Genomic DNA, 25,973 nt, shown 5'->3' with positions numbered 1-25,973 from the left:
AATAGCTCAGCGATTAGTCAAGATGGATAAAGAAGTTAATGTTAGTCAAGTTTAAGAACCCATTACCACGGCCTCCCCAGAAATTTATCAGATTATTGAACGAATTTTGGCTTTAGAAAAAAGTAAATTATCTCAGAGAGCGCCACGGAATATTAATGATGATATCGTTCAAATTATTAAAGAAGTTATTCAATGAAACTTTTATCGATTAAATTATGTAACTTTAGACAATTTTATGGCACGACTCCAGAAATATTCCTTGCTTCTGATGGGAAAAATACCACCATGATTCATGGTAATAATGGCTCAGGAAAAACCACCTTATTAAACGCTTTTACCTGGGTTTTATACGAGAAGTTTACGGCTGCTTTTATTGCTCCTCAATTATTAATTAATAAACGGGCAATTATGCAAGTAGATATAGGAACTTCTGTAAATTGTTGGGTAGAAATTCATTTTGAACACGAACATAAACGTTATAAAGTTAAACGGCAATGTTACGCTTGTCTAGATCAGGATGGGAAGATTCAATATAGCCAAAATAAACTATTTATGTCAATAATAGACGAAGATGGTCGCTATTATCCTACCCTACAACAACCTAATGACATTATTAGCCGTATTTTACCCGAAAGTTTACACCAATACTTTTTCTTTGATGGGGAACATATAGATCATATTTTTCGCAGTAATGATAAAAGTCGCATTGCTGAAGATACAAAAGAACTTTTAGGGGTAAAAGTATTAGATCGTTCTATTGATCATCTCAAAAAAGTCGAAAAAATCCTAGAAGGTGAACTCAAAATAATCGGTGATATTAATATTAAGAAAAAGCTCAAAGAAAAAACAAAATTAGAACAAGAACAAAATAGCTTACAAGAAAAACAACAAAATATTATAGAAACCATAAAATCTCAGGATATAGAGCAACAAGAAATATCCCAAAGATTGATAAATTTAAGTAAAAATGAAGAGATTAAAAACTTAAAAATAAAACTAGAGAAACAAGAATCTAATTTGAAAAATGAGATCAGAGATGCAAAAAAACAAATAAAAAGCCGTATTTCTAGTCAAGGTTATCTTATATTTTTAAGCGATGTTATTCCCAAATTTAGCAAAATAATTACAGATTTACGTCAACGAGGAGAATTACCCAGTGGCATTAAGAAACAATTTGTAGAACAATTATTGAAGAGTCAAACCTGTATTTGTGGTCAAGAATTAATCGAAGGAAATATTCATTATGAAAAGGTAAAACAATGGATGGATAAAGCAGGTATCGCTGCCATTGAAGAATCAGCTATTCGCCTAGAATCTCAAGTTAATGAGATGGAAAATAAAGTAATTAATTTTTGGGACAATATCGATGAAAAACAAGGGAAGCTTGAAAAATCTAGGGTAGAATTATCTAACGTTGAAAGAGAATTAGACGATATTAATCAAAAGTTTCGTCATTATCCTGATATTGAAATCAGACAATTACAAAAAAGTTTAGATAAGATTAAACAAACAATTCGAGAATTACGATTAGAGCAAGGGGGAATTCAACAACAATTAAGCACTGTGGAAAAACAAATAGAAACCCTTGATAAAGAGGTTAATAAACAAAAACTAAAAGAAGAAAAACAAATTTTAGCCAAAAGAAGAATTGAAGCAGCTAGAGAAGCAAGGAAAAGATTGATTGAAGTTAGAAGTCGTCTAGAAAAACAGTTTCGTCTCTCTTTAGAAAAACGAGTGCAATCTATTTTTAGTTCTATTTCTTTTACTCCTTATCTTCCCAGACTCAGTCAAGGTTATGAATTAAACTTAATCGAAAATACATCGGGAAAAGCAGTTAATGTTGCAGCCTCAACAGGAGAAAATCAAATTTTAAGCCTTTCCTTTATCGGGGGAATTATTGATAGTGTGAGAAACTTGAGTCAGAAAAATACCTTAATGGGTCCCGATAGTGGTACATTCCCCGTAGTTATGGACTCACCTTTTGGTAGTTTAGATGAAATTTATCGTAGACAAGTAGCAAAATCAATTCCCAAGTTAGCCAATCAATTAATTATTTTAGTAACCAAAACTCAATGGCGTGGCGAAGTCCAAGAAGAAACCAATAATTATATTGGAAAAGAGTATGTTTTAGTCTATTATTCCCCTAAACCTAACTGCGAAAAAGATACTATTTGTCTTAATGGTGTTGATTATCCCTTAGTTGAACAAAGTCCTAATGAATTTGAATATACAGAAATAATAGAAGTTCATCATTTAAACCCTGTCGTTAACGACGAGGTCTCCAACTCGGGGTAAAAATCTTAAAACTTAATTAATTTTCGATGGTATTTGGGGAATCAATAGGCAATCTGATAATTGTCACTCTCATCAACTCAAAATTGAGCAGCTTTGTCATAATACCTATTAAGTGGAACTCCATTCCCTTGAAATCTGTCTACAGAAAGCGATGAATGGGATTGTCTTTCGCTATTATTCTAGAAACCCTAGAACATCACCTTATAGTTTAAAACATGAAAATATCTAGATTACCCCTAAAATTAGCTACTTTAGCCACTGTTACCCTGAGTAGTTTAATACCTGTCAATCTTCCCGTTAAAGCTTCTACTTTTAGCGAGACTGCTTTAGATCAAAGTAAAGTGATTGCCGTTGCTAGACCCTACGGAGAGGGAAAATATGACCTTTTAGTTATCGAACAAATTCCTGAGAAAAGAGACTGTTGGGCAGAAAATGGCTCAAACCCCACCTTAATAGACCCTTTATTACTCAATTTTGATTTTACCGGCATTTGTCGTCGTTCTACGGATAGTAACGGTTATTCCATTCGTCTCGACGGTAATGATCTCGGTTTAGATTATTTATTGCGTGTGGTTCCCCGTGGTGGAGAATTAGTCTTAGTGGGAACCCCCAGAAGTGCTGGTTACAGTGAAATTGTCCTTGGTAGTACCAAGGGAATGGCCCAAGGCTTCATGAAAATTAACCTTTATCCAGGTTGGCAATTCACCAAACGCACCTATCAAGAGAAAGTGTTAGGCCACTTTTATTTTAGCGGTTCTCAAGCTGCGATCGCTGCAGGTGGTGACATCCCTGATACCCCACCTGCCACCAGTGCATCCCCTAGCCAAAGGACTTCTCAAGCTAATTTTAGCGATATTAGCAGCAACATTTACCAAGGCCAAATTGCCAAGGGGGTTGAAATGGGTTTAGTTTCTGGGTTTGATGATAATACATTTCGCCCTGATCAACCTGTGACCCGTGAACAGTTGATTTCTATGGCCGTTGATGCCATTGGAACCGTTTATAAAGTCGATTTAGATGCTACCCCAGAAAGGGATGTTGTTCCCTTTAAAGATGTGGAGAGTTCCCGTTGGAGTGCCAAGAAAATTAAATGGGCCCAGTGGAATTTCCTGAATATTGGTAATCCTAATAACACTTTACAACCTAGTGAACCCATTAGTCGGGCTGAGTTAATGGATACCATGCGTCGTATGGCCATCCATCTCAAAAATCGTTTAGACTTACCACGGGAACTACAACAAACCCAAGAAGCGATGGCCTTTTCTGATACTTCTGGTAGTTGGGCGAAAACAGTCATCACTCAAATGTCTGGTTATTGTGGTGTAGCTACTCCCATGAATGAAAGGGGAACTGCCTTTCGTCCCGACGAAAAAGCAACCCGTGACTATACTGTGGCCGCTATGGTACGAGTTTTAGAATGTGTTGAAGCTGAAGCACAACAGGCTAATAAAAATTAGCGATCGCCTCTGCCCCCCTGAATAGGGGGGGTACTGAAAAGGGACTGTTTCTCAGCATATTCTTCAGGAATTAATAATTAGGGTTTGCTGAAAAAGTTTCTCCAAAATTTATGCCACTTTTGACCAAGAATTTTCTGACAAATCAATAAGTTTTAGTACATAAAAATTGTTTAAAGTATAATCAAAATTAATGAAAAGCGGTCTAATGAGTTCCCCTGTTCTACTATTAGTAAATAAGGACAAAAAAAGCGACAAAAACTGCCTCAGAAGTTTAGAAAGATTGACAACTAAAAATGTAATAGCAATAGATGTAATGGAGGTTTCAGGGAGTTTTGTCATCACGAGATTTAGGCTAAATCTTCGTTTAGCTTGTCCAAACTTTCCCTCAATAGCATTACGGAAGCATTCATCGGAGTGGGCTTGTTTCTTTTCTTCTTCACTGACATTTTTCGGAGGTCTTCCTAACTTCGGACCACTGATTCTTATCCCTCTTTCCTTACACCAATTTCTGTTTTCCCTAGTTCGATAAATTTTATCTACATGGACGGATTCGGGATAATAGCCAAACGTTTCTTTATACTTTTCTACTTGTTCTTTTAAATGACAAGATTCATTGAAGTTTTCCCAACTTATTTTGTCTAGAAACACATAGTTATCTACACAGCTTACTGAGAGTTTAGCTCCAAACTCTATTGGTTTTCCTGCTTTTCCCCTCACTATTGGACGAATATGCGGTTGAGTTAAACTTACAATTCTTTGAGGAACACTCTGGGTCTTATTCTCCCACATTGACTGTTGTTGTTCATAAACTTTTTTGATAGTCTCTAGACAATTTTTCTGTCTTTTACTCAGATTTTCCAGGGAAGCCCCAGCTTGAATTAAGTCTTCTATATTTCCTAAATTTTTCTTAAGGTATTTTAACTGTTTCCCGATAGCTTTTCTTCTTTCTTGATAAGATACTTTTCGTTTTTTAGCTACTTTTAAGTATTCCTTTCTAGCAATTATTCTAGAAGTTCTCGGCTTTTTTCTCAATTTTACTCTTAATGGTTTATAAAGATTATCTATTATTCTTTCTGTCTCAATTCTGGCTTGATTTAATATGCCTAAATCCGTTGGGTATTTGATGTCTGCTGGCGCACAAGTCGCATCTAAAATTAGTTTACCTTTATTTTTTATTTTTTCTCCTTTTTATTGGAGACAATCCTTTTTTTTTACTTCTTTATTACTCTTGTCTATTTCTCTTTTTACTATTTTTTTATTGATTTTGTTTATCAATTCTCCATCAATTCTTTTCCTAAAATGAACTAGCATTGAAGATTCCAGTGGTGGCTCTTGTTGATAACAATTTAAACCTATAAAGTATTGTAGATAGGGATTTTCTCTAATCTGTTCTATAGTTTCTCTATCACTTGTTCCTAATTTTTCCTTAATAATTAATGTCCCTAATGCCATTCTAAATAGTTTGGCTGGCGCACCTTTTTATGCTGAAAAAAGTTTAGCACATTCTTCCTCAAAATCATCCCAAGGTATCAACTCTGCCATGATTACCCAACGATTATTGGGGGACAATTTGCCCTCGAAAGGTAATTCAAATTTTTCTGGGGGCGGTAAAGGTTGCTCCTCTTTTCGATACATTTGTTCTTGACCAACAACTGGGAGGTGTTTCTACCAATTATAGCGGTTTGTAGCCGACAAAGCTGATCTTTTTTGCGATCGCGAATATGGGCGTAACCTTTTAAAGAATAGGGTTTTGCTTTTATTCAGCAAACCCTATGTAGTCTGAGTTTAACCTTGATTTGAGGGGCGAGTAAAAAATAACAGTGTGCCATTTTAAGCGATCGCTTGAAAAATAAGCCACATCTAACCTCTAGCTGATTACTGATCAGTTTGTGAGAAATGCGGGTTAAGTGCAGCTATTCACGGAGATGAACTCAATGGGGTGGAAATTATTCGCCAAGTCCTCAAAAAAATTGAACCTAGTCAATTATCAGGGACTTTAATTGCCGTTCCCATTGTCAATGTTTTTGGCTTAATTCAAGAATCCCGTTATCTTCCCGATCGCAGAGACTTAAATCGTTGTTTTCCTGGCTCGGCCAATGGCTCTTTGGCCTCCCGTTTAGCTCATTTATTCATGAGAGAAATTGTCAGTCGTAGCACTCATGGTATTGATCTTCATACAGGAGCTATTCATCGCAGTAATTTACCCCAAATTCGTGCCAATTTAGAAAATGAGCAAACCTACGCCGTTGCTCAAGCTTTTAATGCTCCTGTGATGATCCAATCAAGCACCCCTGATGGTTCATTACGCCAAGCAGCCAGTAAAAAAGGAATTCCTGTGCTTCTTTATGAAGCCGGAGAAGCACTACGATTTGACCCCAAAGCCATTGAAGTAGGGGTTAAAATCAGAAAATCTCAATGGGTTCGCGCCTCTCGCAGTGGAATTTTCCGCCGATTTGTTTCTTTAGGGGAAACAGTGGCAAAAAAACAACCATTAGGAATGATTGGGGATGCTTTTGGTGAAAAAACAACCACTATCAAGGCAGCCATTGAAGGAATGGTTATTGGTGAAACTCAAAATCCTCTGGTTAATCAAGGAGATGGCATTATTCATCTAGGAATTTTGGACAAACAAGAAAGCTAAGTTCAAAAACCCATAACTTTTGCCACCTGTGATAATTCAGGTTTAATGCCAGATTTAACTTGATTCTTACTATGTTTAATGGCAGAGTCAGGATCTTTTAAACCATTACCTGTTAACACACAAACCACCGTAGAATTAGCTGGCACTCGATCGCTAACCTTCAACAAACCGGCCACAGAAGCTGCACTAGCTGGTTCACAGAAAATACCCTCATGGGCAGCCAAAATACGATAAGCTTCTAATATTTCCTCATCTGTAACCGCATTAAACTCCCCTTGACTGGCATCTTTTGCCCCCCAAGCTTTGTCCCAGTTAGCCGGGTTGCCGATGCGAATGGCCGTAGCTAAGGTTTCCGGGTTAGGCACGGGTTTGCCGGCTATAAATGGGGCTGCCCCTGCTGCTTGAAAGCCCATCATTTTTGGTAGTTTATCACTTTTGCCGAAACTCCGATATTGACAAAAACCCATCCAATAAGCACTAATATTTCCTGCGTTACCCACCGGAATACATAACCAGTCAGGGGCATTTCCCAGTACATCCACCACTTCAAAAGCTGCGGTTTTTTGACCTTCTAAACGGTAGGGGTTGAGGGAGTTTACCAAAGTCACAGGATAATCTTTGGCCATATTTTTGACCACCGTTAACGCATCATCAAAGTTCCCCTCAACGGCGATAACTTCTGCCCCGTATAATAAAGCTTGAGCCAGTTTTCCTAAGGCCACATAACCATCAGGAATAATTACAAATGCTCGCATCCCAGCCCGTCTAGCGTAGGCAGCAGCAGCAGCAGAAGTATTTCCGGTACTGGCACAGATAACGGCTTTTGCCCCTTCTTCCTTGGCTTTAGAAATAGCCATGGTCATACCTCGATCTTTAAAGCTGCCAGTTGGGTTCAAACCATCGTATTTCACAAACACTTTTACCCCTTTACCCACTTGTTGAGAAATGTAGGGAACCGGAATAAGAGGGGTGTTGCCTTCGAGGAGGGTGAAAACTGGGGTTTTTTCTGTGACAGGAAGATAGGGGCGATAGGTTTCTATTAACCCAGGCCAAGGTTTAACGTCTGAGGAAGGTGTGATTGTTTTTGAGTTGGGTGCTGAAGGAGGAGACGTTAACGGTTGAACAATCATAGGGTTGTTTGTGTCAGGGATTTGGTCAGTTGTGACTCTACTTTATTGTGACATATTTCGTCCCTCAATCGGGGATTTCTCCCTGGTATAGGTTAAAGAAAGGGTGAGCTAACGCCCTCCCTGTTTAGTAGAAATTCTCGTGAATTGATAATATTTATTCGTATAACCAGGCGTTAACGGTGGGTTCCCAAGAGAGTAATTCTTTTTCGCTGAACCAGAGATTAATCTCTTTTTGAGCGGTTTCGATAGCATCAGAACCATGAATCAGGTTCAGCCCTACACTAACGCCAAAATCACCCCGAATTGTTCCCGGTTCGGCAGATAGGGGGTTAGTTGCGCCGATCAATTTCCTTGCGGAAGCCACGACTCCATCTCCTTCCCATACCATAGCCACAACAGGAGAAGAACAAATAAAATCGACTAAACCACCAAAGAAAGGACGTTCTTTATGGACATCGTAGTGTTCTTCGGCTAATTCTCTAGACACTGACAGTGATTTTAGTCCCACTAGGGTAAACCCTTTAGCCTCAAAACGACCAATAATTTCCCCTACCAGTCCCCGTTGTACCCCGTCGGGCTTAATCATGATAAATGTACGTTCCACTCGCTAACTCCTTCCGATTGTTCCAATTAATAGTTTACGTTAATTGGGTTTTGCTCAAACACAAACTAGGGATTTTTCTAGGGCGCGCGCCTTGAAAATTTCGATAACTGCTGGGTTTTGCTATGATCGAGATTCCATAAGTGGTTAAACTAATTTTGATGCAGACAGGAGTGGGAACGTTATACGGGGTGAGTGTGGGAACCGGTGATCCGGAATTAATTACTGTCAAAGGACAACGGTTATTACAACGAGTGCCAGTCATTGCCTTTCCTCTGGGGGTTAACGGTAAACAAGGTTTAGCCCAGAAAATTATTGCCCCTTGGATAACTCCACAGCAAAAAAAGTTACCCCTTTATTTTCCCTATCTTCAAGATGAGACACAGTTACACAAAGCTTGGCACGAAGCAGCCCAAACTGTCTGGCAGTATCTCCATCAAGGAATGGATGTGGCCTTTGCTTGTGAAGGGGATGTGAGTTTTTATAGTACCTTTACCTATCTCGCCCAAACCCTTAGAGAAAATTATCCTCAAGTCCCCATAGAAACCATTCCTGGGGTTTCTTCTCCTATGGCCGCAGCTTCTATTCTAGGACTTCCTTTAACCCTTGGTTCCCAAAATTTAGCCATTCTCCCTGCCTTATACAATATGCCTGAGTTAGACCAAGTTTTAGGTTGGGCTGATGTTATTGTGTTGTTAAAATTTAGTTCGGTTTATACTAAAGTTTGGCAGAAGTTAGATAAACTCAATTTACTAGACCAAGCTTTTATTGTAGAACGGGCAAACCAAGCAGAAGAAAAAATCCATCGAAACCTACGTCATCAGCCAACTCTCAACCTCTCCTATTTTTCTGTGATGATCATCTATACTTGACGAGAAAATCAGGGGTTCAAGCCCCGTCCGTCTTGATGCAGTCGCTCCTTGATGGGAACCACCAAGACCGCGCTGCATCGCTTTAGGACGCACAGTCAGGAAATCTGTGTTAGAATGATACTGATAGGTTGAATATCATTCGATGTTTGTTCTCGAATACAAGGTTTATCCCAAACAATACCAAATAGATGCCATCAATGAGGCAATTAAAACCACACAGTTTGTGCGAAACAAGGTGCTTCGTTTCTGGATGGATAATCGTAGTGTAGGAAAAACTGAGATGTTTCGATACAATACCCGATTGAGAAAAGAATATAATTTTGTCACAGAGTTAAACTCCCATGCTTGTCAAACTGCGGTAGAAAGGACTCTACGTGCCATAACTCGTTTTTACGACAATTGCAAAAATAAAGTTAAGGGTAAAAAGGGTTATCCAAAATTCAAACACAATAGTCGTTCAGTTGAGTATAAAGTGTCAGGTTGGCGGTTAGAAGAAACTAAAAAGCATATTACTTTTACCGATAAAAAAGGTATACTCGTGTTTTACCAATCTAAGCCGTATCTGGCAACGGCAAACCCTTACTCTTCTGAGGAGTTGGAATTTTTTTGTAGTTTCTTGGTTTGACCCCGCTCAGAGCAAGTGCCAGAAAATTATGGATATGAATATCAAGATAATTGGCTAACCTACCAGCCGTGGGTTGAGGTCTTCGATCCCAGGGTCCAATTGATAGAGGTTCAGACATGGCGGCGATCGCTTTGAGTACAAACCCAGCTAGCATCGCTAAACTGATACGACGCTTAATAGCATTCTCAGTCCAGGCTCTGGGCATTTCCATCCCCGCACTATCCTGGGCAACATAGAAGTTAGTTTCCACGGGGAAGCGATGCTTATACCCCAACCAAATCTGTTCAGTAGTTAGGGTTTGCTGAAAAAGTTTCTCCAAAATTTATGCCACTTTTGACCAAGAATTTTCTGACAAATCAATAAGTTTTAGTACATAAAAATTGTTTAAAGTATAATCAAAATTAATGAAAGGCGGTTTGATGAGTTCCTCTGTTCTATTATTAGTAAATAAGGACAAAAAAAGCGACAAAAACTGCCTCAGAAGTTTAGAAAGATTGACAACTAAAAATGTAATAGCAATAGATGTAATGGAGGTTTCAGGGAGTTTTGTTATCACGAGATTTAGGCTAAATTTTCGTTTAGCTTGTCCAAACTTTCCCTCAATAGCATTACGGAAGCATTCATCGGAGTGGGCTTGTTTCTTTTCTTCTTCACTGACATTTTTCGGAGGTCTTCCTAACTTCGGACCACTGATTCTTATCCCTCTTTCCTTACACCAATTTCTGTTTTCCCTAGTTCGATAAATTTTATCTACATGGACGGATTCGGAATAATAGCCAAACGTTTTTTTATACTTTTCTACTTGTTCTTTTAAATGACAAGATTCATTGAAGTTTTCCAAACTTATTTTGTCTAGAAACACATAGTTATCTACACAGCTTACTGAGAGTTTAGCTCCAAACTCTATTGGTTTTCCTGCTTTTCCCCTCACTATTGGACGAATATGCGGTTGAGTTAAACTTACAATTCTTTGAGGAACACTCTGGGTCTTATTCTCCCACATTGACTGTTGTTGTTCATAAACTTTTTTGATAGTCTCTAGACAATTTTTCTGTCTTTTACTCAGATTTTCCAGGGAAGCCCCAGCTTGAATTAAGTCTTCTATATTTCCTAAATTTTTCTTAAGGTATTTTAACTGTTTCCCGATAGCTTTTCTTCTTTCTTGATAAGATACTTTTCGTTTTTTAGCTACTTTTAAGTATTCCTTTCTAGCAATTTTTCTAGAAGTTCTCGGCTTTTTTCTCAATTTCACTCTTAATGGTTTATAAAGATTATCTATTATTCTTTCTGTCTCAATTCTGGCTTGATTTAATATGCCTAAATCCGTTGGGTATTTGATGTCTGCTGGCGCACAAGTCGCATCTAAAATTAGTTTACCTTTATTTTTTATTTTTTCTCCTTTTTCTTGGAGACAATCCTTTTTTTTTACTTCTTTATCACTCTTGTCTATTTCTCTTTTTACTATTTTTTTATTGATTTTGTTTATCAATTCTCCATCAATTCTTTTCCTAAAATGAACTAGCATTGAAGATTCCAGTGGTGGCTCTTGTTGATAACAATTTAAACCTATAAAGTATTGTAGATAGGGATTTTCTCTAATCTGTTCTATAGTTTCTCTATCACTTGTTCCTAATTTTTCCTTAATAATTAATGTCCCTAATGCCATTCTAAATAGTTTGGCTGGCGCACCTTTTTCTGCTGAAAAAAGTTTAGCATATTCTTCCTCAAAATCATCCCAAGGTATCAACTCTGCCATGATTACCCAACGATTATTGGGGGACAATTTGCCCTCGAAAGGTAATTCAAATTTTTCTGGGGGCGGTAAAGGTTGCTCCTCTTTTCGATACATTTGTTCTTGACCAACAACTGGGAGGTGTTTCTACCAATTATAGCGGTTTGTAGCCGACAAAGCTGATCTTTTTTGCGATCGCGAATATGGGTGTAACCTTTTAAAGAATAGGGTTTTGCTTTTATTCAGCAAACCCTATTTTAGAAATTAAATCTCGTCGAAAAGCCGTCACAGAAGAAATAATCAACAAAATTAAAGATAAATCCCTCTCTGAAGAAAAGTATCAAGAAATTCTAGAGAAGGCTAGAACAGTTGACAATATAGATACTTTTGAAACCTTCTTAAAGAACCTTTTACAGGAACTTAAGGAATAGTCAACTATCCGTCAATTTCAAACACTGAACCGCCCGTCGTTTCGTCTCCTCACCCCGTCGATCATACTTAGCAGTAGTCACCGGAGAACTATGACCCGCCAACTTCTGCACCGTGACAATATCCACCCCTGCATCCAATAAATCACTACAAAACGTCCGCCGAAAATCATGAGGGGAAAACGACTCAATCCCCGCCATTTTTGCCCGTTTTTGTATAATCCGCCAAACCGTATCCGAGTTCATCTGGCCTAACTTTAAATGACCCCCCCGATGGATACGACAAAACAAACACACCTCCTCTTCCCCTCGCACCCCTAACCATCGCTGAATAAACGAAATAGCATCGAATGGTAAATAAACCCGTCGAGTCTTCCCTCGTTTACCCTTACGCACCAACACCTCCCCCGTCTGCTCATCAAAATCCCTTAATTCCAGTTTCACCAACTCAGAGCGACGTATTCCCGTCCCTCGCAACATCACCATAATGGCTGCATCCCGAATATCCATAACACTCTCCTCTCCACAAGTCCCCAATAACGCCCTAATTTCCGTTGAATCAAGAGATCGCCCCCTTAACTCAGGTTCTGCTTGAATATTGGGAAAATCCACCGCTTTTTGATAATCATCAGCAGCCATCAACCCCAAACGATAGGCTTCCAATAACACCCGTCGCAACGCCGATAACATCTTATTCGCCGTCACCGGAGCCAACTTTTGCAACAAAGCCACCCTAACAGCAGCCGTATGGTGGTAACGCAGCTTCGACCAATCTAAGGTATCCGCATCACAGTCCCCATTCGTTAATAACGACGCTATAGTATTAAGGGAATAGCGGATGGTACGACGGCTCCCTTCTCCCAACCCCGACAAATAAACTTGAGCCGGATGAAGGGTCACAGGTATGGGTTGAGTTAACTGGAGATTTTCTTTTGGATCGGCATCGAGAGCGGTTTGTTGGAGTTTAACCATGATTATTTTGTTAGAGCATCAAGTTTTTCCAAGAGTTTCAACCCCTCTTCTGTACTTCCCTTGGCTGCCATAGCCTTAAATCGACTTTCGGCATCAAATTCAGCTAACGCTATGGTGGAAAGTTCTTCAATTAACTTGTTGACACTGATGCCCCTCGCTTGGGCAAGCTCCTTTAATCGGTAGTGCTTATCATCCGGTAAACGAATTGTCAAAGTCGCCATTTTAGTTAACTCCTAATAATTTGTTCGGGTCTTACAATTGATAAATTTGGAAATAATAAATCAGTATTTTGAAAATCTTTAAGATTATTGGTAACAATAAATGAAGCATTTCCAGCCATTGCTAATTCGATTAAGTGGTTGTCAGCTTCATCCGTTAAATTAGGTCGCCATAAAAAGTAAATATTAACCCATTGACTAACACTCAAAAAAGCTTGGAATAACACCTCTATTTCTGAAGAAGTCAAAGGACATTTTGCTTTGATCTCTTCTCGATTAATAACAGATTCATACTCACAAAACAGAGCATTTCCCATCAACGGCTGATATTCACCCCTTAAACAACATCGAATTAGTTCACGACTAGGCCCCATAGATCCAATCAGCGAACTCACAAAAACGCTAGTATCCACGACAATTTTGGTAGTCATGGACTTATGATAGCATATATACTATCATAAACCCGAAGGCAGCTTAACTGCTCAATTTCTCATGGAACATATTAAAACGTTCAAGACACCTTTTTTGCGTTTCTTTTTGTCAGAAGGCTTTTTTAGTGGGTCTGATGATGGGGGGACTGAACTGTTTTTTGAGTTACGGTTTTTTAGCTTATCTCTCTCTTCTTTCAATTTTTCAATTTCTTGCTGTTGTGTAGAGATTTGTTGTTGTTGCTGGTCAATCAGTCTTTGTTGAAGAGATAACTGTTGTTGTGCCTTGACTAGCCACTCAATCATGAAGACATTGTTCGCCAACTGTTCATCGGCGATAGCTCTAACTAGCTTTGAATCAATGGTAGCATTTGTGGTCATAACCCCCACTATACATAAAAATCCCCGATTTTACCTTTATGTTGTCAAGACAGATTCTTTATTGCGGTGAGCAATTACAGAAAAAATCGAATTTGAATATGAAAGACACGGAACTTTAAGCTTGATTGCGAACTGGGATGTGGCAAGAGGAAAAGTTGTTAGTCCCTCTATTGGACCGACAAGAACAGAACAAGATTTTTCTGAACATATCCAGAGAACGATTAAGATTGATGAAAAAGCAGAATGGATTTTTATTGTAGATCAACTCAACACTCATAAATCGGAAAGCTTAGTCAAATTAGTAGCAGAAAGCTGTGGAATTACTATTGATTTGGGGAGAAAAGGAAAGGAGGGGATTTTGCAATCTATGGACAGCAGAGCAGATTTTTTATCAGATGAATCTCATCGAATTCGCTTTGTTTATATTCCCAAACATACATCGTGGCTTAATCAAATTGAGTGTTGGTTTTCGATCTTAGTCCGGCGTTTACTCAAAAGAATTACTGTCCGTTCAACTGAAGAAATATCCCAAAAAATTCTCAATTTTATTGATTACTTTAATCAACATTTTGCTAAGCCGTTCGTTTGGAAATTTAAGGGCTTTAAAGATCATAAGTGACTGGTGGATTATTTTTGCTAAGCTGCACTAGTTTATGGAACGTAGATGATGAATCTACCAGTCTTTTGATGCAGCAATTTTATGGTTATCTTCGTGCTGGAAAAAGTAAAGCAGAAGCATTAAAATTAGCACAGCAAGATACACGGAGAAAGTATCCCCATCCCTATTATTGGGCCGGATTTGTGCTGACGGGGGATAGTGGAAAACTAATAGCTGATTAAATTAAACCATTATTTAGCATTTTGGGGCAAAAAGTCTGCCATTACTCTTGTTATGATTGGTTACGAGCGCGCTCTGTTTTTATCTGTGATGATTGTGGAATTCGATCAGAGGTTAAAGTAACAACTTTGCCATCTTTGAGAATACTAATTGACTCGCCTAATCTTCGGTGTCTCTCAATCGCTTTTCGGATTGCTGTTTTAACACCAGTGTCAATTTGCTCAGATAATTTATCAGGGTTTTTGTTAATCATGACGAGAGTTTAGTTATTTGTTGCCAAATATTGGGTTGATAAATAATTGCTGGTTTGTTCAGTGGACATTCTGCTATTAATTGGGGATTATCCCTAGAATTATCATAAACGATCCATTTATCACACAAAGGTAAATATAACTCGTTCAGGTTTCTTTGTCCCCTTTCATAGCGACGACGGATAACTTCAAGGGGAATATTATGACCTCCACTTTCAACCCGTCTTCTTACCCTTTCTATGGCTAATTCAGGAGTTTGTAACCAAAAATAAATCAAATTAATAGTATAACCATCAGATTTACATTTTCTCAAAAAACGGGCAAAGTTTCGAGCGGCCAGTGTGGTTTCAAAAGCAAAATTTGCTCTTTCTTGAACCAGAGTATCTAAACGCCCTAACATTAACCGCCCTGCTTGCATAGCTACTGATTCAGCTTTAAAAGGAGACAGTCCGGCAGCAATTTCATCCGCATTGACGTATTCAAAAACATCAAGGAAGTTGGGTAATAATATCCGGGCAACGGTGGTTTTACCTGAACCATTTGCCCCACCAATTACATAAACATTTGGCATCAATAATTATTCAGATAATAGGTACAACCTCTTGTTCTATTAAAAAGGTTATAAAGACTCACTTTTATAGTAGTTTAAATCAACCTTTGATTTAATGATTTCCAGAAAAACGTAACCAATCTTCATAACTTTTCTGTTTGGTTTCGTATAGTTTCCCATCAAAAATGTTAACAATTTCAAGAATGAGTAATCTGTTCTAACAACCATAAACCTAATAGCTTAGATAACCCATCATTAGATTCAGGACAACCAATTTCCGTCAAACAACGAGGACACCCCATATCCCCACAATCGCAATTAGTTGCCAATAAGAGTGCTTTTTCTACGCAACTATCCCAATCATTTACCAAAGCTTCTGTGGTGCCACAACCTTCGTGAACGCTATCAAAAATGTAAGCGATAGTACGATGAGATGTTCCAATATTAGCCGGTCTTTGTTCAGTATAACTGCTCAAATCTTGATGACTCGCTAAGAATAATAAAGGAACTGTTTTCGTTAGCAAGTGACACAAAGAATGTAAAGCTAAATGCACTGGTTCATAAGTGAAAGTCGGACTTAATTGATGGGGAATATCATCAGGATCTTTGTAACTTTTCAAGATAGCTTTCTTGATTTCTATCACCTTATTCGTAATCGCTGTTGCCAAGGTTTCATTAACTTCAATCCTCAAAAGAAGAACTTCTATGGTTGTTTCTAAAGGAGGTTTAAACTCAAACTTCTCAATTTCTTGGGTATTTAATCGTTGTTTAAGTGTCCACCCACAACCAGGACATTTAGTCACCTGAGAAGCTTTTGGAATCTGATAATGACTACAGTTTCGATTAATACAAGTGGGGGCATAAACTAACTGTAACTCTTTGAATCCCATCACTTGTCGCTTAACTTTACCCCAATAGAAAATCAGTCTTAAATTACCATTGAGAATAGCTGTCTTGACTATCTTTGAGTCTTCTAACTTAGACAAAGGTTCAATGGCTAATTGTACATCAGGTTTCGTTCTTCTATCTGATGAATCTTCTAATTCAAGAAAAGCTTTGTTTTGTTTTAAGTCAAGTTTTTGACATCTCCATACATTAGTTTGTAACTGCTCACCGCAACAAAAAAGTCTTATTGAAAAGCACTACAAACAACATCAGTTGAGTCAACAAAAATATAAGCCCTGTGATTTAGCGTAAAATTTAAGCTAATTTATTACGGCTATTTTAATGACTAACATTCCCAGAATCAAGTCTTTTTAAAACCTCAAATAAAAACAACAATATGAGAAAAAAAAGAATAGTAAGATAGTTTTTTGTTAGCGGAGATTATCCGCTAACCTTGTGTATTTTTGTGCAGAGATATAGGGGGATCAAGAAAAATCTATCCCCCATCGGCTCCGGAGCCTTTTACATCTCTAATCCTGGGGGACTCCGACCAGCTAATGACAATAATTCGCATAATTGGACAATGGCATTTTGCCCCTGTAATCTCATGGTCTCTAAAAAACTGAACATTTGGGTGACTAACTCTGCACCCCAGTCGCTTCTTGCTCCCCCACTTACTTTGCGGTGAATGACAATGGGACGTAAAGCTCTCTCAGCATCATTATTATCTGGTTTGACTTCAGGATAAGTTAGAAAGGTGAACCACTCTTCCCAATGACGTTTGAGACGGTTAATCAATCTTTGTGCATCATAAGGCCATCCTTTTTTGGGAGTTGCTTTAAAAATCTTTTGCAGTGAGTTCTCGACTTCTGTTCTTTTGGAGCCTAAGTCTTCAAGGGTTAAATTTCGAGCATGATAATGACGATAATGGATACGGGCGGTTGCTAAAACTTGCTGTACATCGGCAGCAAATTCTCGATTCGCTTGAAAACGACTGGTTTTAAGGGACTCTAACTCTCGTTCTAAATGTGCCAGACATTTCTGTTTGGCCATCGCACTTTGTCTAAAGTAGGCACTATAGCAGTCACTGGTGAGGATGCCCTTAAAATCTGCTCCTAACAATTTCTCGACTTCTGCGGAGCTTCTAGTGGGAGCCAACATCAACACACAGACCTCATTTGATGTGGCTACCCAAACCCAATACTTGATGCCATCGATGCAATAACTGGTTTCGTCAACACATCGGATTCCTGGCTGCTGGATGTACTTTAACCACTGTTTGGTCAAGGGTTCTAAACTTTCTTGAAACCATTTGTGCATTTTGGCAAGGCTCCCTTGAGAAATGGGAATGCCAAAGACATACTCTATAAAATGTTCCTGTTTACGCCATGTAAGATTACCCCCATAGCCAAGCCAGCCCACGATGCTACTTAATCGCGCCCCATAACGGAATCCTTCTTTAACTCCCAATGGAACAGGACTGTAATCTGACCATCCACAACTAGGACATTTATAGAATCCGCGACGATATTCCCTGATTTCTATGGGTTGGTCTACTACTTCAGCCACTTGCTGGACTTTTTCGGGAACTACTTCATCTCGTTCCACTGAACCCCCACGAACAGGACAGTTTTCTAGTTCTAAAGGGACTATCTTATCGGGCTGACCAAAACCATTACGGGTCTTCCCTGGGTGGTCATATTTTGGTCCGCGTTTAAATCCTTTTTTGCGTTTCTTTTTGTCAGAAGGCTTTTTTAGTGGGTCTGATGATGGGGGGACTGAACTGTTTTTTGAGTTACGGTTTTTTAGCTTATCTCTCTCTTCTTTCAATTTTTCAATTTCTTGCTGTTGTGTAGAGATTTGTTGTTGTTGCTGGTCAATCAGTCTTTGTTGAAGAGATAACTGTTGTCGACCTATTAATTTTGTCATAACTTCTCCTCCTTATCCTAACCGATATAGTTACGTTCATCAAACTAGTGCAGCTTGGCGAAAGTAATCCACCAGATTTTTACAGAAACTTTCGTGACTAGCCACGACAATGTGTTTCAATGAAACTAACGGAAGAATCTCGAAGTTGATGTCCATGATAAAAGCATTGCCAATTAACCTCTCCAACCTACAGAAAACAGTACTCCAACAAATAGTGAGAGGGACAACAAACCCCTATCGCCTTGTTAGACGAGCCAAGCTAATCTTAGCCGCAGCATCAGGAGAGAGCAATAGTTCGATTAGTCGAAGATTAGAATTAGACCGAGTACAAGTGCGTCAGTGGCGATCGCGATGGTTTGAGGAGAGAGAAAAACTGAGTGCCGCCGAAGAACAACAGGTAACGGAGAAAGCATTAATGGTCTTGATCAAAGGAATTTTAAGCGATCGCCCAAGACCTGGAACAACAAAATCCTTTACGGTCGAACAAGTAGTCCAGATTGTAGCGATCGCTTGTGAAGAATGTGAAAAATCAGACAGACCAGTGAGCCATTGGACACCTTCAGAGTTGGCGGATGAAGCCATAAAAAGAGGAATTGTCGAAAAGATTTCCCCCCGTAGTGTGGGGCGTTTTTTAAAAAGAAGCGACATTACAACCACATCTCGTTCGTTACTGGTTAAATGCCAAAATTGATGATCCCTTAAAATTTAAAAAGCAAGTCAAATATATCTGTGAACTTCATCAAGAAGCTAAAACTTTGTTAGAACAAGGAATTCATTTAATTAGTACAGACGAAATGACAGGGATTCAAGCTCTTGAGAGATTATTTCCGACCAAAAGAATCAAGCCTAAACAAGTAGAAAAAATCGAATTTGAATATGAAAGACACGGAACTTTAAGCTTGATTGCGAACTGGGATGTGGCAAGAGGAAAAGTTGTTAGTCCCTCTATTGGACCGACAAGAACAGAACAAGATTTTTCTGAACATATCCAGAGAACGATTAAGATTGATGAAAAAGCAGAATGGATTTTTATTGTAGATCAACTCAACACTCATAAATCGGAAAGCTTAGTCAAATTAGTAGCAGAAAGCTGTGGAATTACTATTGATTTGGGGAGAAAAGGAAAGGAGGGGATTTTGCAATCTATGGACAGCAGAGCAGATTTTTTATCAGATGAATCTCATCGAATTCGCTTTGTTTATATTCCCAAACATACATCGTGGCTTAATCAAATTGAGTGTTGGTTTTCGATCTTAGTCAGGCGTTTACTCAAAAGAATTACTGTCCGTTCAACTGAAGAACTATCCCAAAAAATTCTCAATTTTATTGATTACTTTAATCAACATTTTGCTAAGCCGTTCGTTTGGAAATTTAAGGGCTTTAAAGATCATAAGTGACTGGTGGATTATTTTTGCTAAGCTGCACTAGGATACACAACAGTTGATTGAATGGCTTGGTTACTTTTAGCATGGATGATTACACAACTCTCAAAATTTGGGTGTTTTTCTAGCTTATAGTTTAATTCTAGCAGCCAAAATAATGCAACCATTATCCTTTTTATCACCCTAATTGGGATAATATAGATTACAGTTTGCTGCAAACGAAGCCTATGGTAACTATTATATGACTTGGACTCGCCATCATGTTTTAGGGTTAAAAGATTGGACCGTTGATGAGTATGATACCCTACTACAAACGGCTTCTAGTTTCCGTGAAGTGTTATCTAGTCGCACAAAAAAGGTTCCGGCACTTCAAGGGGTGGTGGTGACAAATATGTTTTTTGAACCATCTACCCGTACCCGTAGCAGTTTTGAATTGGCTGCCAAACGTCTTTCCGCCGATATTTTGAATTTTGCCCCAGGAAACTCTTCTTTGACCAAGGGAGAAACGATTTTAGACACGGCTAAAACCTATTTAGCTATGGGAACAAATCTCATGGTTATTCGTCATCGACAGGCAGGTGTTCCCCATGCGATCGCACAAGAAATGGATCGTCTGCAAACTGGGGTTGGTGTCCTCAATGCAGGAGATGGTCAACATGAACATCCCTCTCAAGGTTTATTAGATTTATTTACTTTGTGTTGTTTATTGGATTTTGATAATCCTAGATTCGCTTTATTAAAGGGTAAAAAAATTGCTATTGTTGGGGATATTTTACATTCTAGGGTAGCTCGTTCTAATATTTGGAGTTTAACGGCCTCTGGTGCTGATGTTCATTTAGTGGGGCCTCCTACTTTAGTTCCTGAATGGTTTAAGGAGATGCAAAATGAGTCCCATGAAGGCAAATTATTTTTACATTGGGAGTTAAAACCTGCTTTGGAAAAGGCTGATTTTGTCATGACTTTGCGCTTACAAAAGGAAAGAATGACTGATTATTTATTACCTAGTTTACGGGAATATAATCAACAGTATGGTATTACTCACAGTCGCTTAGAATTATGTCATCCTGACGTTAAAATATTGCATCCTGGACCAGTTAATCGTGGGGTAGAAATTAGCTCAGAATTAATGGATGATCCTAATTTTAGTTTAATTCAACAACAGGTTACCAGTGGTATTGCTGTGAGAATGGCTTTATTATTTTTAATCGGAACAAGTTCTGAAAAAAGTCTGTAGTCTGTAGGGTGGGTTAGGTGGCCATATTTTCTGAGATTAATTGATTCCCTAACTATCCACCGTAACCCACCAGAAACAAGAATTATTATGTCTCAATATTCATATAATAATTATCATGATTACTTATATTTTTTAATTGATAACTTTGTGCTTAATTATAGCAATATCAAGATTTATGCCATTATTTCCTTTTTAAATAAGATGGTGTGGTGTTTTATGACGGATTTTTATGTTCCTATGGTAACCTAAATTATAGCTGTCTAAACCACCCTACTGTAATATAGTGTTATATGACCATTAATTTAACTGTAGAAAATCAAGGCGATCGCTTGGATATTTGGTTATCTAATCAGCTTACAGATATTTCTCGTTCCCGTATCCAAAAACTCATAGAACAGGGTAATATTACCTTAAATAATGAAGTTTGTCCCAATAAAAAAATTAAATTAAAAATAGGCGATCGCTTACAAGTTAATATCCCCGAACCTCAACCTTTAGAACTACAACCAGAACCCATACCCCTAGATATTTTATACGAAGATGAACAGTTAATTATTATTAATAAATCGGCTAATTTAGTGGTTCATCCAGCACCCGGTCACGAAACAGGAACCCTAGTTCATGCCCTCTTATATCACTGTTCTAATTTAGCAGGAATTGGTGGGGTACAAAGACCAGGAATTGTTCACCGTTTAGATAAAGATACCACCGGAGCAATTGTAGTTGCTAAGACAGATTTTGCTCATCAAAACTTACAATTTCAAATTAAAAATAGAACAGCAAAAAGAGAATATTTAGGTATAATATATGGTGTTTTAAATAATGAAGAAGATGAAAACAACAGGGATAAAGGGATGATTAATTTACCTATTGGTCGTCATCCTGTGGATAGGAAAAGAATGGCAGTTGTGCCCAGAGAAAAACCAGGACGAGAGGCGGTTACTTATTGGGAAATAATAGAAAGATTGGGTAATTATAGTTTAGTTAAATTTATCTTAGAAACTGGTAGAACCCATCAAATAAGAGTCCATAGTAGTTATTTTGGTAATCCTATTGTTGGCGATCCTTTATATAGTAATAACCGTTCTTTGAAAATGAATTTATCAGGTCAAGCATTACACGCTCATAAACTAACATTAACCCATCCTATCACCTCAGAAAAAATAGAAGCGATCGCACCTTTACCCGATGAGTTTATTAAATTATTGAATTATTTACGACAGAAACAATAATTAATTATATATTCATTCTAGATCACCTTAAACTTAATCAAGAAGTATAAGTTCGTAGTGAGTCCTTTAGGAGGATAAAGCTAGTCATGATCAAGGCTAAAGCCTTGACTACGAAGTTTTATATTTAATTACCTCAGAATGACATTTATTCATTTTAGTTTGAAAGAGTGACGATGATGAAAACAAGGAGCATATTCTTGTAAAGCAAGGCGATGTTTTTTAGTGCCATAACCTTTATTGTTTTCTAAATCATAATGAGGATATTTAGTAGCTAAACGAATAATTAATTTATCTCGCCAAACCTTAGCTAAAATACTGGCAGCAGCAATAATAGGAGAAGTGCGATCGCCTCCAATAATTGTTTCTTGAGGAATAGTAATATTAGGGATTTTTTTATTCCCATCCACTAAACAAAGTTCAGGAGTAACCGAGAGTTTAGTTACAGAGCGTTGCATCGCTAATAAGGAAGCATTGAGGATATTTAAGCGATCAATTTCTCTAGCAGAAGCATAACTAATATAATAAGAAATAGCCCTATTTTTAATCTCTGTAGCCAAAATTTCCCGACGTTTAGCCGAAAGTTGTTTACTATCTTTAACCCCTATTTCCGGAAGTTGAGAAATAGCTGCTTTTTCAAATACAACCGCAGCAGCAACCACAGGGCCAAATAAACAACCTCGCCCCACTTCATCAACCCCGGCGATTAAAATTTGTGAATCAGAAAATAATTGAGCAGACATCAACCTAATTTGATATAATCAGAGAGTATAGATAAATTTTAGAAGTTTTATTATGGCATTTTTCCGTCAATATATCGCTCCCCTATTAATTGTTTTAATGTTTTTAGTAGCTTTGGTTGCAGTTACAGCCCGTGCCTTCTTGCCATCAGATTTATCAGCCCCTGCCCCCATAGATGATATCAGTTATCTGTTCTAACCTCAGTTCGATATAAGGAGATTTGTAGAAAACTGACTCAAATCTGAAGTATTAAACCCTCATTGTCTCGTCAAAAAAAATCATAGATTCTAACTCCGAACTCCCAACTCCGAACTCACGGTGTTTTAAGTTCTTTTGATTTTATGTCCTTGAGAACATATACTTAAAAATTCTCTACTTTGGTTTTATTATTTTCTATGGTAGGATAGGATATGTTAGTCTTGTGAACTTTATATTCTAAATTTTTTAGTTTTATTCTCAATGGCAGACTCTTTCCAAGTTTATGAACCCTCTGGGATGGTTGATTGAACAAAAGCTATTCAGTTTCGTCAGCATATCCAAAAACTATTAGAAGGTAAGCCCAAAGTTATTGTGATTGACTTCAAGAATGTTAGTTTTATGGATAGTTCCGGTTTAGGGGCGTTAGTTTTATCCTTAAAAACAGTTCGTGCTGCAGGAGCTAAACTATTTTTATGTTCTGTAAATGAGCAGGTAATGATGCTACTTCAGTTAACAGATATGGACAAGATTTTGAAAATTTATGAAAGTCGAGAGGAGTTTGAGAAGATGATGAAGATGATGTAGGAAATGTATAAATTAGCTATCTAAAAACTCTCCTTGAAAGTAACTTCAACAATAGATAAATCGTCGTCGAACTTTTCTCTAATGTTAGAAGATTGCAGTCGGTTAATTAACCAATCTAAACTAGGTAAATTATCTTTTTGACAGTCTCGAAGCATAGACAAAAAATGACTTAATCCGATCATAGTTCCGTCTTCCTGTTCAATTTCATAGATACCATCGCTAAAAACATATAATTTAGATAAACTATCAATCAATAAAGACTTATTCACATATTTTGCTTCAGGAAACATTCCCACCGGTAGTCCAGGAGTTTTCAGTTGAGTTTCTATTAGTTCTTGTTCCGAGTTTGGAGTTAATAAAATAGCAGGAGGATGGCCAGCACTAGCATAGGAAAGTTGACGACTTTTGCAATTATAAACCCCATACCAAATAGTAAAATATTTATCATTAGTATCGGTCATTTGAAAGGTTTTATTGAGTCCGGTTAAAACCTGATTAGGCTGATAATAGTCGACTTGACTCAAGTTTTGAGAACGGAGTAAATTAATAACAGCTAAAGCAGGTAAAGCAGCCCGAAGTCCGTGGTCTGAAACATCCAAAAGATAAAGAGCTAAATGATCATTATCCAACCAAAAATAGTCAAACCCATCTCCTCCCAACTGACTAGTGCAGCTTAGCAAAAATAATCCACCAGTCACTTATGATCTTTAAAGCCCTTAAATTTCCAAACGAACGGCTTAGCAAAATGTTGATTAAAGTAATCAATAAAATTGAGAATTTTTTGGGATAGTTCTTCAGTTGAACGGACAGTAATTCTTTTGAGTAAACGCCTGACTAAGATCGAAAACCAACACTCAATTTGATTAAGCCACGATGTATGTTTGGGAATATAAACAAAGCGAATTCGATGAGATTCATCTGATAAAAAATCTGCTCTGCTGTCCATAGATTGCAAAATCCCCTCCTTTCCTTTTCTCCCCAAATCAATAGTAATTCCACAGCTTTCTGCTACTAATTTGACTAAGCTTTCCGATTTATGAGTGTTGAGTTGATCTACAATAAAAATCCATTCTGCTTTTTCATCAATCTTAATCGTTCTCTGGATATGTTCAGAAAAATCTTGTTCTGTTCTTGTCGGTCCAATAGAGGGACTAACAACTTTTCCTCTTGCCACATCCCAGTTCGCAATCAAGCTTAAAGTTCCGTGTCTTTCATATTCAAATTCGATTTTTTCTACTTGTTTAGGCTTGATTCTTTTGGTCGGAAATAATCTCTCAAGAGCTTGAATCCCTGTCATTTCGTCTGTACTAATTAAATGAATTCCTTGTTCTAACAAAGTTTTAGCTTCTTGATGAAGTTCACAGATATATTTGACTTGCTTTTTAAATTTTAAGGGATCATCAATTTTGGCATTTAACCAGTAACGAACGAGATGTGGTTGTAATGTCGCTTCTTTTTAAAAAACGCCCCACACTACGGGGGGAAATCTTTTCGACAATTCCTCTTTTTATGGCTTCATCCGCCAACTCTGAAGGTGTCCAATGGCTCACTGGTCTGTCTGATTTTTCACATTCTTCACAAGCGATCTCTACAATCTGGACTACTTGTTCGACCGTAAAGGATTTTGTTGTTCCAGGTCTTGGGCGATCGCTTAAAATTCCTTTGATCAAGACCATTAATGCTTTCTCCGTTACCTGTTGTTCTTCGGCGGCACTCAGTTTTTCTCTCTCCTCAAACCATCGCGATCGCCACTGACGCACTTGTACTCGGTCTAATTCTAATCTTCGACTAATCGAACTATTGCTCTCTCCTGATGCTGCGGCTAAGATTAGCTTGGCTCGTCTAACAAGGCGATAGGGGTTTGTTGTCCCTCTCACTATTTGTTGGAGTACTGTTTTCTGTAGGTTGGAGAGGTTAATTGGCAATGCTTTTATCATGGACATCAACTTCGAGATTCTTCCGTTAGTTTCATTGAAACACATTGTCGTGGCTAGTCACGAAAGTTTCTGTAAAAATCTGGTGGATTACTTTCGCTAAGCTGCAGTAGTACCTTTTTAGATGCGGTAGCTTCCTTACCTCGTACTATTCCTTTAATCAACAGGGAAGAAGTGACTTTGCTGAGATTTGATCGTGAACAGGGTAAGGTAGTTAGACAGGGATTAAATCCCATTAAAACGGTAGAAAATTTAGATGTAACTCAATATGTTACCCTACAAAATGAAGATGTTATTGTTGTTAGTCGGACATTGTTAGGTAAAGTGTTAGCTGCTTTCCGAATCATTACTCAACCGATTCGAGATGTGTTAGGCTTTAGCAACTTTATCGTTGATTTACCTAATAATCGTCTCTTTGGTGGTAACTAACAATAACT

The 25,973-nt window shown here is 37.9% G+C and carries 26 protein-coding genes and 5 pseudogenes; 14 read left to right on the top strand and 17 right to left on the bottom strand.

The features are described 5' to 3' along the window. Nucleotides 1-192 precede the first annotated feature (192 nt). The gene (locus CWATDRAFT_RS01705; RefSeq protein WP_007303353.1) at nt 193-2,295 is read left to right on the top strand and encodes an AAA family ATPase; all 2,103 of its coding nucleotides are present in this window, start codon (nt 193-195) and stop codon (nt 2,293-2,295) included. A 215-nt stretch (nt 2,296-2,510) separates the two neighbouring features. Next, a complete protein-coding gene (locus tag CWATDRAFT_RS01700; RefSeq protein ID WP_007303352.1) occupies nt 2,511-3,752 on the top strand; it encodes a DUF3747 domain-containing protein in 1,242 nt (413 codons plus the stop codon). A gap of 108 nt (nt 3,753-3,860) precedes the next feature. Here CWATDRAFT_RS01700 and CWATDRAFT_RS35370 read toward each other — a convergent pair. After that, nucleotides 3,861-5,387, bottom strand: a pseudogene (locus tag CWATDRAFT_RS35370) (IS5-like element ISCwa2 family transposase). A gap of 280 nt (nt 5,388-5,667) precedes the next feature. Here CWATDRAFT_RS35370 and CWATDRAFT_RS01685 point away from each other — a divergent pair. Beyond that, nucleotides 5,668-6,393 carry a succinylglutamate desuccinylase/aspartoacylase family protein gene (locus tag CWATDRAFT_RS01685; protein ID WP_071892116.1) on the top strand — a complete coding sequence of 242 codons (726 nt, stop codon included), beginning with the start codon at nt 5,668-5,670 and terminating at the stop codon, nt 6,391-6,393. A 2-nt stretch (nt 6,394-6,395) separates the two neighbouring features. Here CWATDRAFT_RS01685 and thrC read toward each other — a convergent pair whose 3' ends face one another. Both thrC and ndk read right to left on the bottom strand, forming a co-directional pair. Further along, entirely contained in the window at nt 6,396-7,523 is a 1,128-nt protein-coding gene (gene thrC / locus CWATDRAFT_RS01680; RefSeq protein WP_007303348.1) for a threonine synthase, read from the bottom strand. Nucleotides 7,524-7,677: 154 nt separating this feature from the next. Next, nucleotides 7,678-8,127 carry a nucleoside-diphosphate kinase gene (ndk, locus tag CWATDRAFT_RS01675; protein WP_007303347.1) on the bottom strand — a complete coding sequence of 150 codons (450 nt, stop codon included), beginning with the start codon at nt 8,125-8,127 and terminating at the stop codon, nt 7,678-7,680. A gap of 158 nt (nt 8,128-8,285) precedes the next feature. Here ndk and CWATDRAFT_RS01670 point away from each other — a divergent pair, with 158 nt between their 5' ends. Together CWATDRAFT_RS01670 and CWATDRAFT_RS39200 are read left to right on the top strand one after the other, a co-directional pair. After that, entirely contained in the window at nt 8,286-8,996 is a 711-nt protein-coding gene (locus CWATDRAFT_RS01670) for a precorrin-2 C(20)-methyltransferase (protein ID WP_007303346.1), read from the top strand. Nucleotides 8,997-9,138: 142 nt separating this feature from the next. After that, nucleotides 9,139-9,531, top strand: a pseudogene (locus CWATDRAFT_RS39200) (hypothetical protein); the annotation flags it as partial. 16 nt (nt 9,532-9,547) lie between these two features. Here CWATDRAFT_RS39200 and CWATDRAFT_RS01665 read toward each other — a convergent pair. The 6 genes and pseudogenes from CWATDRAFT_RS01665 to CWATDRAFT_RS01640 form a co-directional block, all read right to left on the bottom strand. Next, on the bottom strand, nt 9,548-9,940 hold the full coding sequence (locus CWATDRAFT_RS01665; RefSeq protein ID WP_042711076.1) for a hypothetical protein: 393 nt from the start codon (nt 9,938-9,940) through the stop codon (nt 9,548-9,550). Nucleotides 9,941-9,943: 3 nt separating this feature from the next. Further along, nucleotides 9,944-11,470: an IS5-like element ISCwa2 family transposase gene (locus CWATDRAFT_RS01660; RefSeq protein WP_007303344.1), complete on the bottom strand. Its 1,527-nt coding sequence runs from the start codon at nt 11,468-11,470 to the stop codon at nt 9,944-9,946. Nucleotides 11,471-11,784: 314 nt separating this feature from the next. Beyond that, on the bottom strand, nt 11,785-12,753 hold the full coding sequence (locus tag CWATDRAFT_RS01655) for a tyrosine-type recombinase/integrase (RefSeq protein ID WP_007303343.1): 969 nt from the start codon (nt 12,751-12,753) through the stop codon (nt 11,785-11,787). Between the two features lie 2 nt (nt 12,754-12,755). Continuing rightward, nucleotides 12,756-12,974 carry a ribbon-helix-helix protein, CopG family gene (locus tag CWATDRAFT_RS01650; RefSeq protein ID WP_007303342.1) on the bottom strand — a complete coding sequence of 73 codons (219 nt, stop codon included), beginning with the start codon at nt 12,972-12,974 and terminating at the stop codon, nt 12,756-12,758. 5 nt (nt 12,975-12,979) lie between these two features. After that, complete coding sequence (locus tag CWATDRAFT_RS01645; protein ID WP_007303341.1) at nt 12,980-13,402, bottom strand: putative toxin-antitoxin system toxin component, PIN family; 423 nt, start codon at nt 13,400-13,402, stop codon at nt 12,980-12,982. 87 nt (nt 13,403-13,489) lie between these two features. Beyond that, nucleotides 13,490-13,789, bottom strand: a pseudogene (locus CWATDRAFT_RS01640) (DUF6444 domain-containing protein); the annotation flags it as partial. A gap of 70 nt (nt 13,790-13,859) precedes the next feature. Here CWATDRAFT_RS01640 and CWATDRAFT_RS01635 point away from each other — a divergent pair. Then, nucleotides 13,860-14,399 (top strand): annotated as a pseudogene (locus tag CWATDRAFT_RS01635) (transposase); the annotation flags it as partial. Further along, on the top strand, nt 14,396-14,620 hold the full coding sequence (locus tag CWATDRAFT_RS32640) for a CHAT domain-containing protein (RefSeq protein ID WP_007303338.1): 225 nt from the start codon (nt 14,396-14,398) through the stop codon (nt 14,618-14,620). The pseudogene CWATDRAFT_RS01635 and the gene CWATDRAFT_RS32640, both read left to right, overlap by 4 nt. A gap of 50 nt (nt 14,621-14,670) precedes the next feature. On the opposite strand, the gene CWATDRAFT_RS01630 is transcribed toward CWATDRAFT_RS32640, so the two are convergent. The 4 genes and pseudogenes from CWATDRAFT_RS01630 to CWATDRAFT_RS01615 form a co-directional block, all read right to left on the bottom strand. Continuing rightward, complete coding sequence (locus tag CWATDRAFT_RS01630; RefSeq protein WP_007303337.1) at nt 14,671-14,871, bottom strand: hypothetical protein; 201 nt, start codon at nt 14,869-14,871, stop codon at nt 14,671-14,673. Next, nucleotides 14,868-15,440 carry a zeta toxin family protein gene (locus CWATDRAFT_RS01625; protein ID WP_007303336.1) on the bottom strand — a complete coding sequence of 191 codons (573 nt, stop codon included), beginning with the start codon at nt 15,438-15,440 and terminating at the stop codon, nt 14,868-14,870. The genes CWATDRAFT_RS01630 and CWATDRAFT_RS01625 overlap by 4 nt, the downstream gene beginning before the upstream one ends. A gap of 176 nt (nt 15,441-15,616) precedes the next feature. Then, nucleotides 15,617-16,405: a Zn-binding domain-containing protein gene (locus CWATDRAFT_RS38120; protein ID WP_007303335.1), complete on the bottom strand. Its 789-nt coding sequence runs from the start codon at nt 16,403-16,405 to the stop codon at nt 15,617-15,619. Between the two features lie 421 nt (nt 16,406-16,826). Further along, nucleotides 16,827-18,215: pseudogene (locus tag CWATDRAFT_RS01615) on the bottom strand (IS66-like element ISCwa4 family transposase); the annotation flags it as partial. A gap of 127 nt (nt 18,216-18,342) precedes the next feature. Between CWATDRAFT_RS01615 and CWATDRAFT_RS01610 the strand changes: the two are divergent. From CWATDRAFT_RS01610 to CWATDRAFT_RS01595, 4 genes are all read left to right on the top strand, one after another. Beyond that, complete coding sequence (locus CWATDRAFT_RS01610; protein ID WP_007303150.1) at nt 18,343-18,924, top strand: helix-turn-helix domain-containing protein; 582 nt, start codon at nt 18,343-18,345, stop codon at nt 18,922-18,924. Between the two features lie 64 nt (nt 18,925-18,988). Further along, nucleotides 18,989-19,630, top strand: a complete 642-nt coding sequence (locus CWATDRAFT_RS01605; protein ID WP_007303327.1) for a transposase — start codon at nt 18,989-18,991, stop codon at nt 19,628-19,630. 226 nt (nt 19,631-19,856) lie between these two features. Further along, on the top strand, nt 19,857-20,849 hold the full coding sequence (locus CWATDRAFT_RS01600) for an aspartate carbamoyltransferase catalytic subunit (protein WP_007303333.1): 993 nt from the start codon (nt 19,857-19,859) through the stop codon (nt 20,847-20,849). A gap of 290 nt (nt 20,850-21,139) precedes the next feature. Next, the gene (locus CWATDRAFT_RS01595) at nt 21,140-22,081 is read left to right on the top strand and encodes an RluA family pseudouridine synthase (RefSeq protein ID WP_007303332.1); all 942 of its coding nucleotides are present in this window, start codon (nt 21,140-21,142) and stop codon (nt 22,079-22,081) included. Nucleotides 22,082-22,230: 149 nt separating this feature from the next. On the opposite strand, the gene CWATDRAFT_RS01590 is transcribed toward CWATDRAFT_RS01595, so the two are convergent. Further along, nucleotides 22,231-22,821: a ribonuclease HII gene (locus CWATDRAFT_RS01590; RefSeq protein WP_007303331.1), complete on the bottom strand. Its 591-nt coding sequence runs from the start codon at nt 22,819-22,821 to the stop codon at nt 22,231-22,233. Nucleotides 22,822-22,873: 52 nt separating this feature from the next. Between CWATDRAFT_RS01590 and CWATDRAFT_RS38115 the strand changes: the two genes are divergently transcribed. Further along, complete coding sequence (locus CWATDRAFT_RS38115; protein WP_007303330.1) at nt 22,874-23,017, top strand: hypothetical protein; 144 nt, start codon at nt 22,874-22,876, stop codon at nt 23,015-23,017. 318 nt (nt 23,018-23,335) lie between these two features. Next, entirely contained in the window at nt 23,336-23,602 is a 267-nt protein-coding gene (locus CWATDRAFT_RS01585) for an STAS domain-containing protein (protein WP_231589094.1), read from the top strand. Between the two features lie 20 nt (nt 23,603-23,622). Here CWATDRAFT_RS01585 and CWATDRAFT_RS01580 read toward each other — a convergent pair whose 3' ends face one another. The 3 genes from CWATDRAFT_RS01580 to CWATDRAFT_RS01570 all read right to left on the bottom strand — a co-directional run bounded on the left by CWATDRAFT_RS01580 (nt 23,623) and on the right by CWATDRAFT_RS01570 (nt 25,584). Beyond that, complete coding sequence (locus tag CWATDRAFT_RS01580) at nt 23,623-24,300, bottom strand: PP2C family protein-serine/threonine phosphatase (RefSeq protein WP_232286925.1); 678 nt, start codon at nt 24,298-24,300, stop codon at nt 23,623-23,625. Then, nucleotides 24,297-24,938 (bottom strand): transposase, encoded by a 642-nt coding sequence (locus tag CWATDRAFT_RS01575; RefSeq protein WP_007303327.1) that lies wholly within the window; start codon nt 24,936-24,938, stop codon nt 24,297-24,299. The genes CWATDRAFT_RS01580 and CWATDRAFT_RS01575 overlap by 4 nt, the downstream gene beginning before the upstream one ends. Before the next feature lie 64 nt (nt 24,939-25,002). Further along, nucleotides 25,003-25,584, bottom strand: coding sequence for a helix-turn-helix domain-containing protein (locus tag CWATDRAFT_RS01570; protein ID WP_007303067.1), 582 nt, complete (start codon nt 25,582-25,584; stop codon nt 25,003-25,005). A gap of 126 nt (nt 25,585-25,710) precedes the next feature. Between CWATDRAFT_RS01570 and CWATDRAFT_RS01565 the strand changes: the two genes are divergently transcribed. Then, entirely contained in the window at nt 25,711-25,965 is a 255-nt protein-coding gene (locus tag CWATDRAFT_RS01565) for a hypothetical protein (protein WP_007303326.1), read from the top strand. Nucleotides 25,966-25,973: the final 8 nt, after the last annotated feature.

This window comes from Crocosphaera watsonii WH 8501 (genome assembly GCF_000167195.1).
Taxonomy (GTDB): Bacteria; Cyanobacteriota; Cyanobacteriia; order Cyanobacteriales; family Microcystaceae; genus Crocosphaera; species Crocosphaera watsonii.
The sequence above is the reverse complement of the archived record's forward strand: the minus strand, read 5'-3'. Positions and strand labels throughout refer to the sequence as shown.

Coding starts and splice junctions, on each gene's coding strand:
- CWATDRAFT_RS01610 (WP_007303150.1), top strand. CDS start 18,343: ATGTGTTTCAATGAAACTAACGGAAGAATCTCGAAGTTGATGTCCATG.
- CWATDRAFT_RS01600 (WP_007303333.1), top strand. CDS start 19,857: ATGACTTGGACTCGCCATCATGTTTTAGGGTTAAAAGATTGGACCGTT.
- CWATDRAFT_RS01590 (WP_007303331.1), bottom strand. CDS start 22,821: ATGTCTGCTCAATTATTTTCTGATTCACAAATTTTAATCGCCGGGGTT.
- CWATDRAFT_RS01630 (WP_007303337.1), bottom strand. CDS start 14,871: ATGATTAACAAAAACCCTGATAAATTATCTGAGCAAATTGACACTGGT.
- CWATDRAFT_RS01645 (WP_007303341.1), bottom strand. CDS start 13,402: ATGACTACCAAAATTGTCGTGGATACTAGCGTTTTTGTGAGTTCGCTG.
- CWATDRAFT_RS01705 (WP_007303353.1), top strand. CDS start 193: ATGAAACTTTTATCGATTAAATTATGTAACTTTAGACAATTTTATGGC.
- CWATDRAFT_RS01570 (WP_007303067.1), bottom strand. CDS start 25,584: ATGTGTTTCAATGAAACTAACGGAAGAATCTCGAAGTTGATGTCCATG.
- CWATDRAFT_RS38115 (WP_007303330.1), top strand. CDS start 22,874: ATGGCATTTTTCCGTCAATATATCGCTCCCCTATTAATTGTTTTAATG.
- CWATDRAFT_RS01625 (WP_007303336.1), bottom strand. CDS start 15,440: ATGCCAAATGTTTATGTAATTGGTGGGGCAAATGGTTCAGGTAAAACC.
- CWATDRAFT_RS01595 (WP_007303332.1), top strand. CDS start 21,140: ATGACCATTAATTTAACTGTAGAAAATCAAGGCGATCGCTTGGATATT.
- CWATDRAFT_RS01655 (WP_007303343.1), bottom strand. CDS start 12,753: ATGGTTAAACTCCAACAAACCGCTCTCGATGCCGATCCAAAAGAAAAT.
- CWATDRAFT_RS01660 (WP_007303344.1), bottom strand. CDS start 11,470: ATGTATCGAAAAGAGGAGCAACCTTTACCGCCCCCAGAAAAATTTGAA.
- thrC (WP_007303348.1), bottom strand. CDS start 7,523: ATGATTGTTCAACCGTTAACGTCTCCTCCTTCAGCACCCAACTCAAAA.
- CWATDRAFT_RS01670 (WP_007303346.1), top strand. CDS start 8,286: ATGCAGACAGGAGTGGGAACGTTATACGGGGTGAGTGTGGGAACCGGT.
- CWATDRAFT_RS01700 (WP_007303352.1), top strand. CDS start 2,511: ATGAAAATATCTAGATTACCCCTAAAATTAGCTACTTTAGCCACTGTT.
- CWATDRAFT_RS01650 (WP_007303342.1), bottom strand. CDS start 12,974: ATGGCGACTTTGACAATTCGTTTACCGGATGATAAGCACTACCGATTA.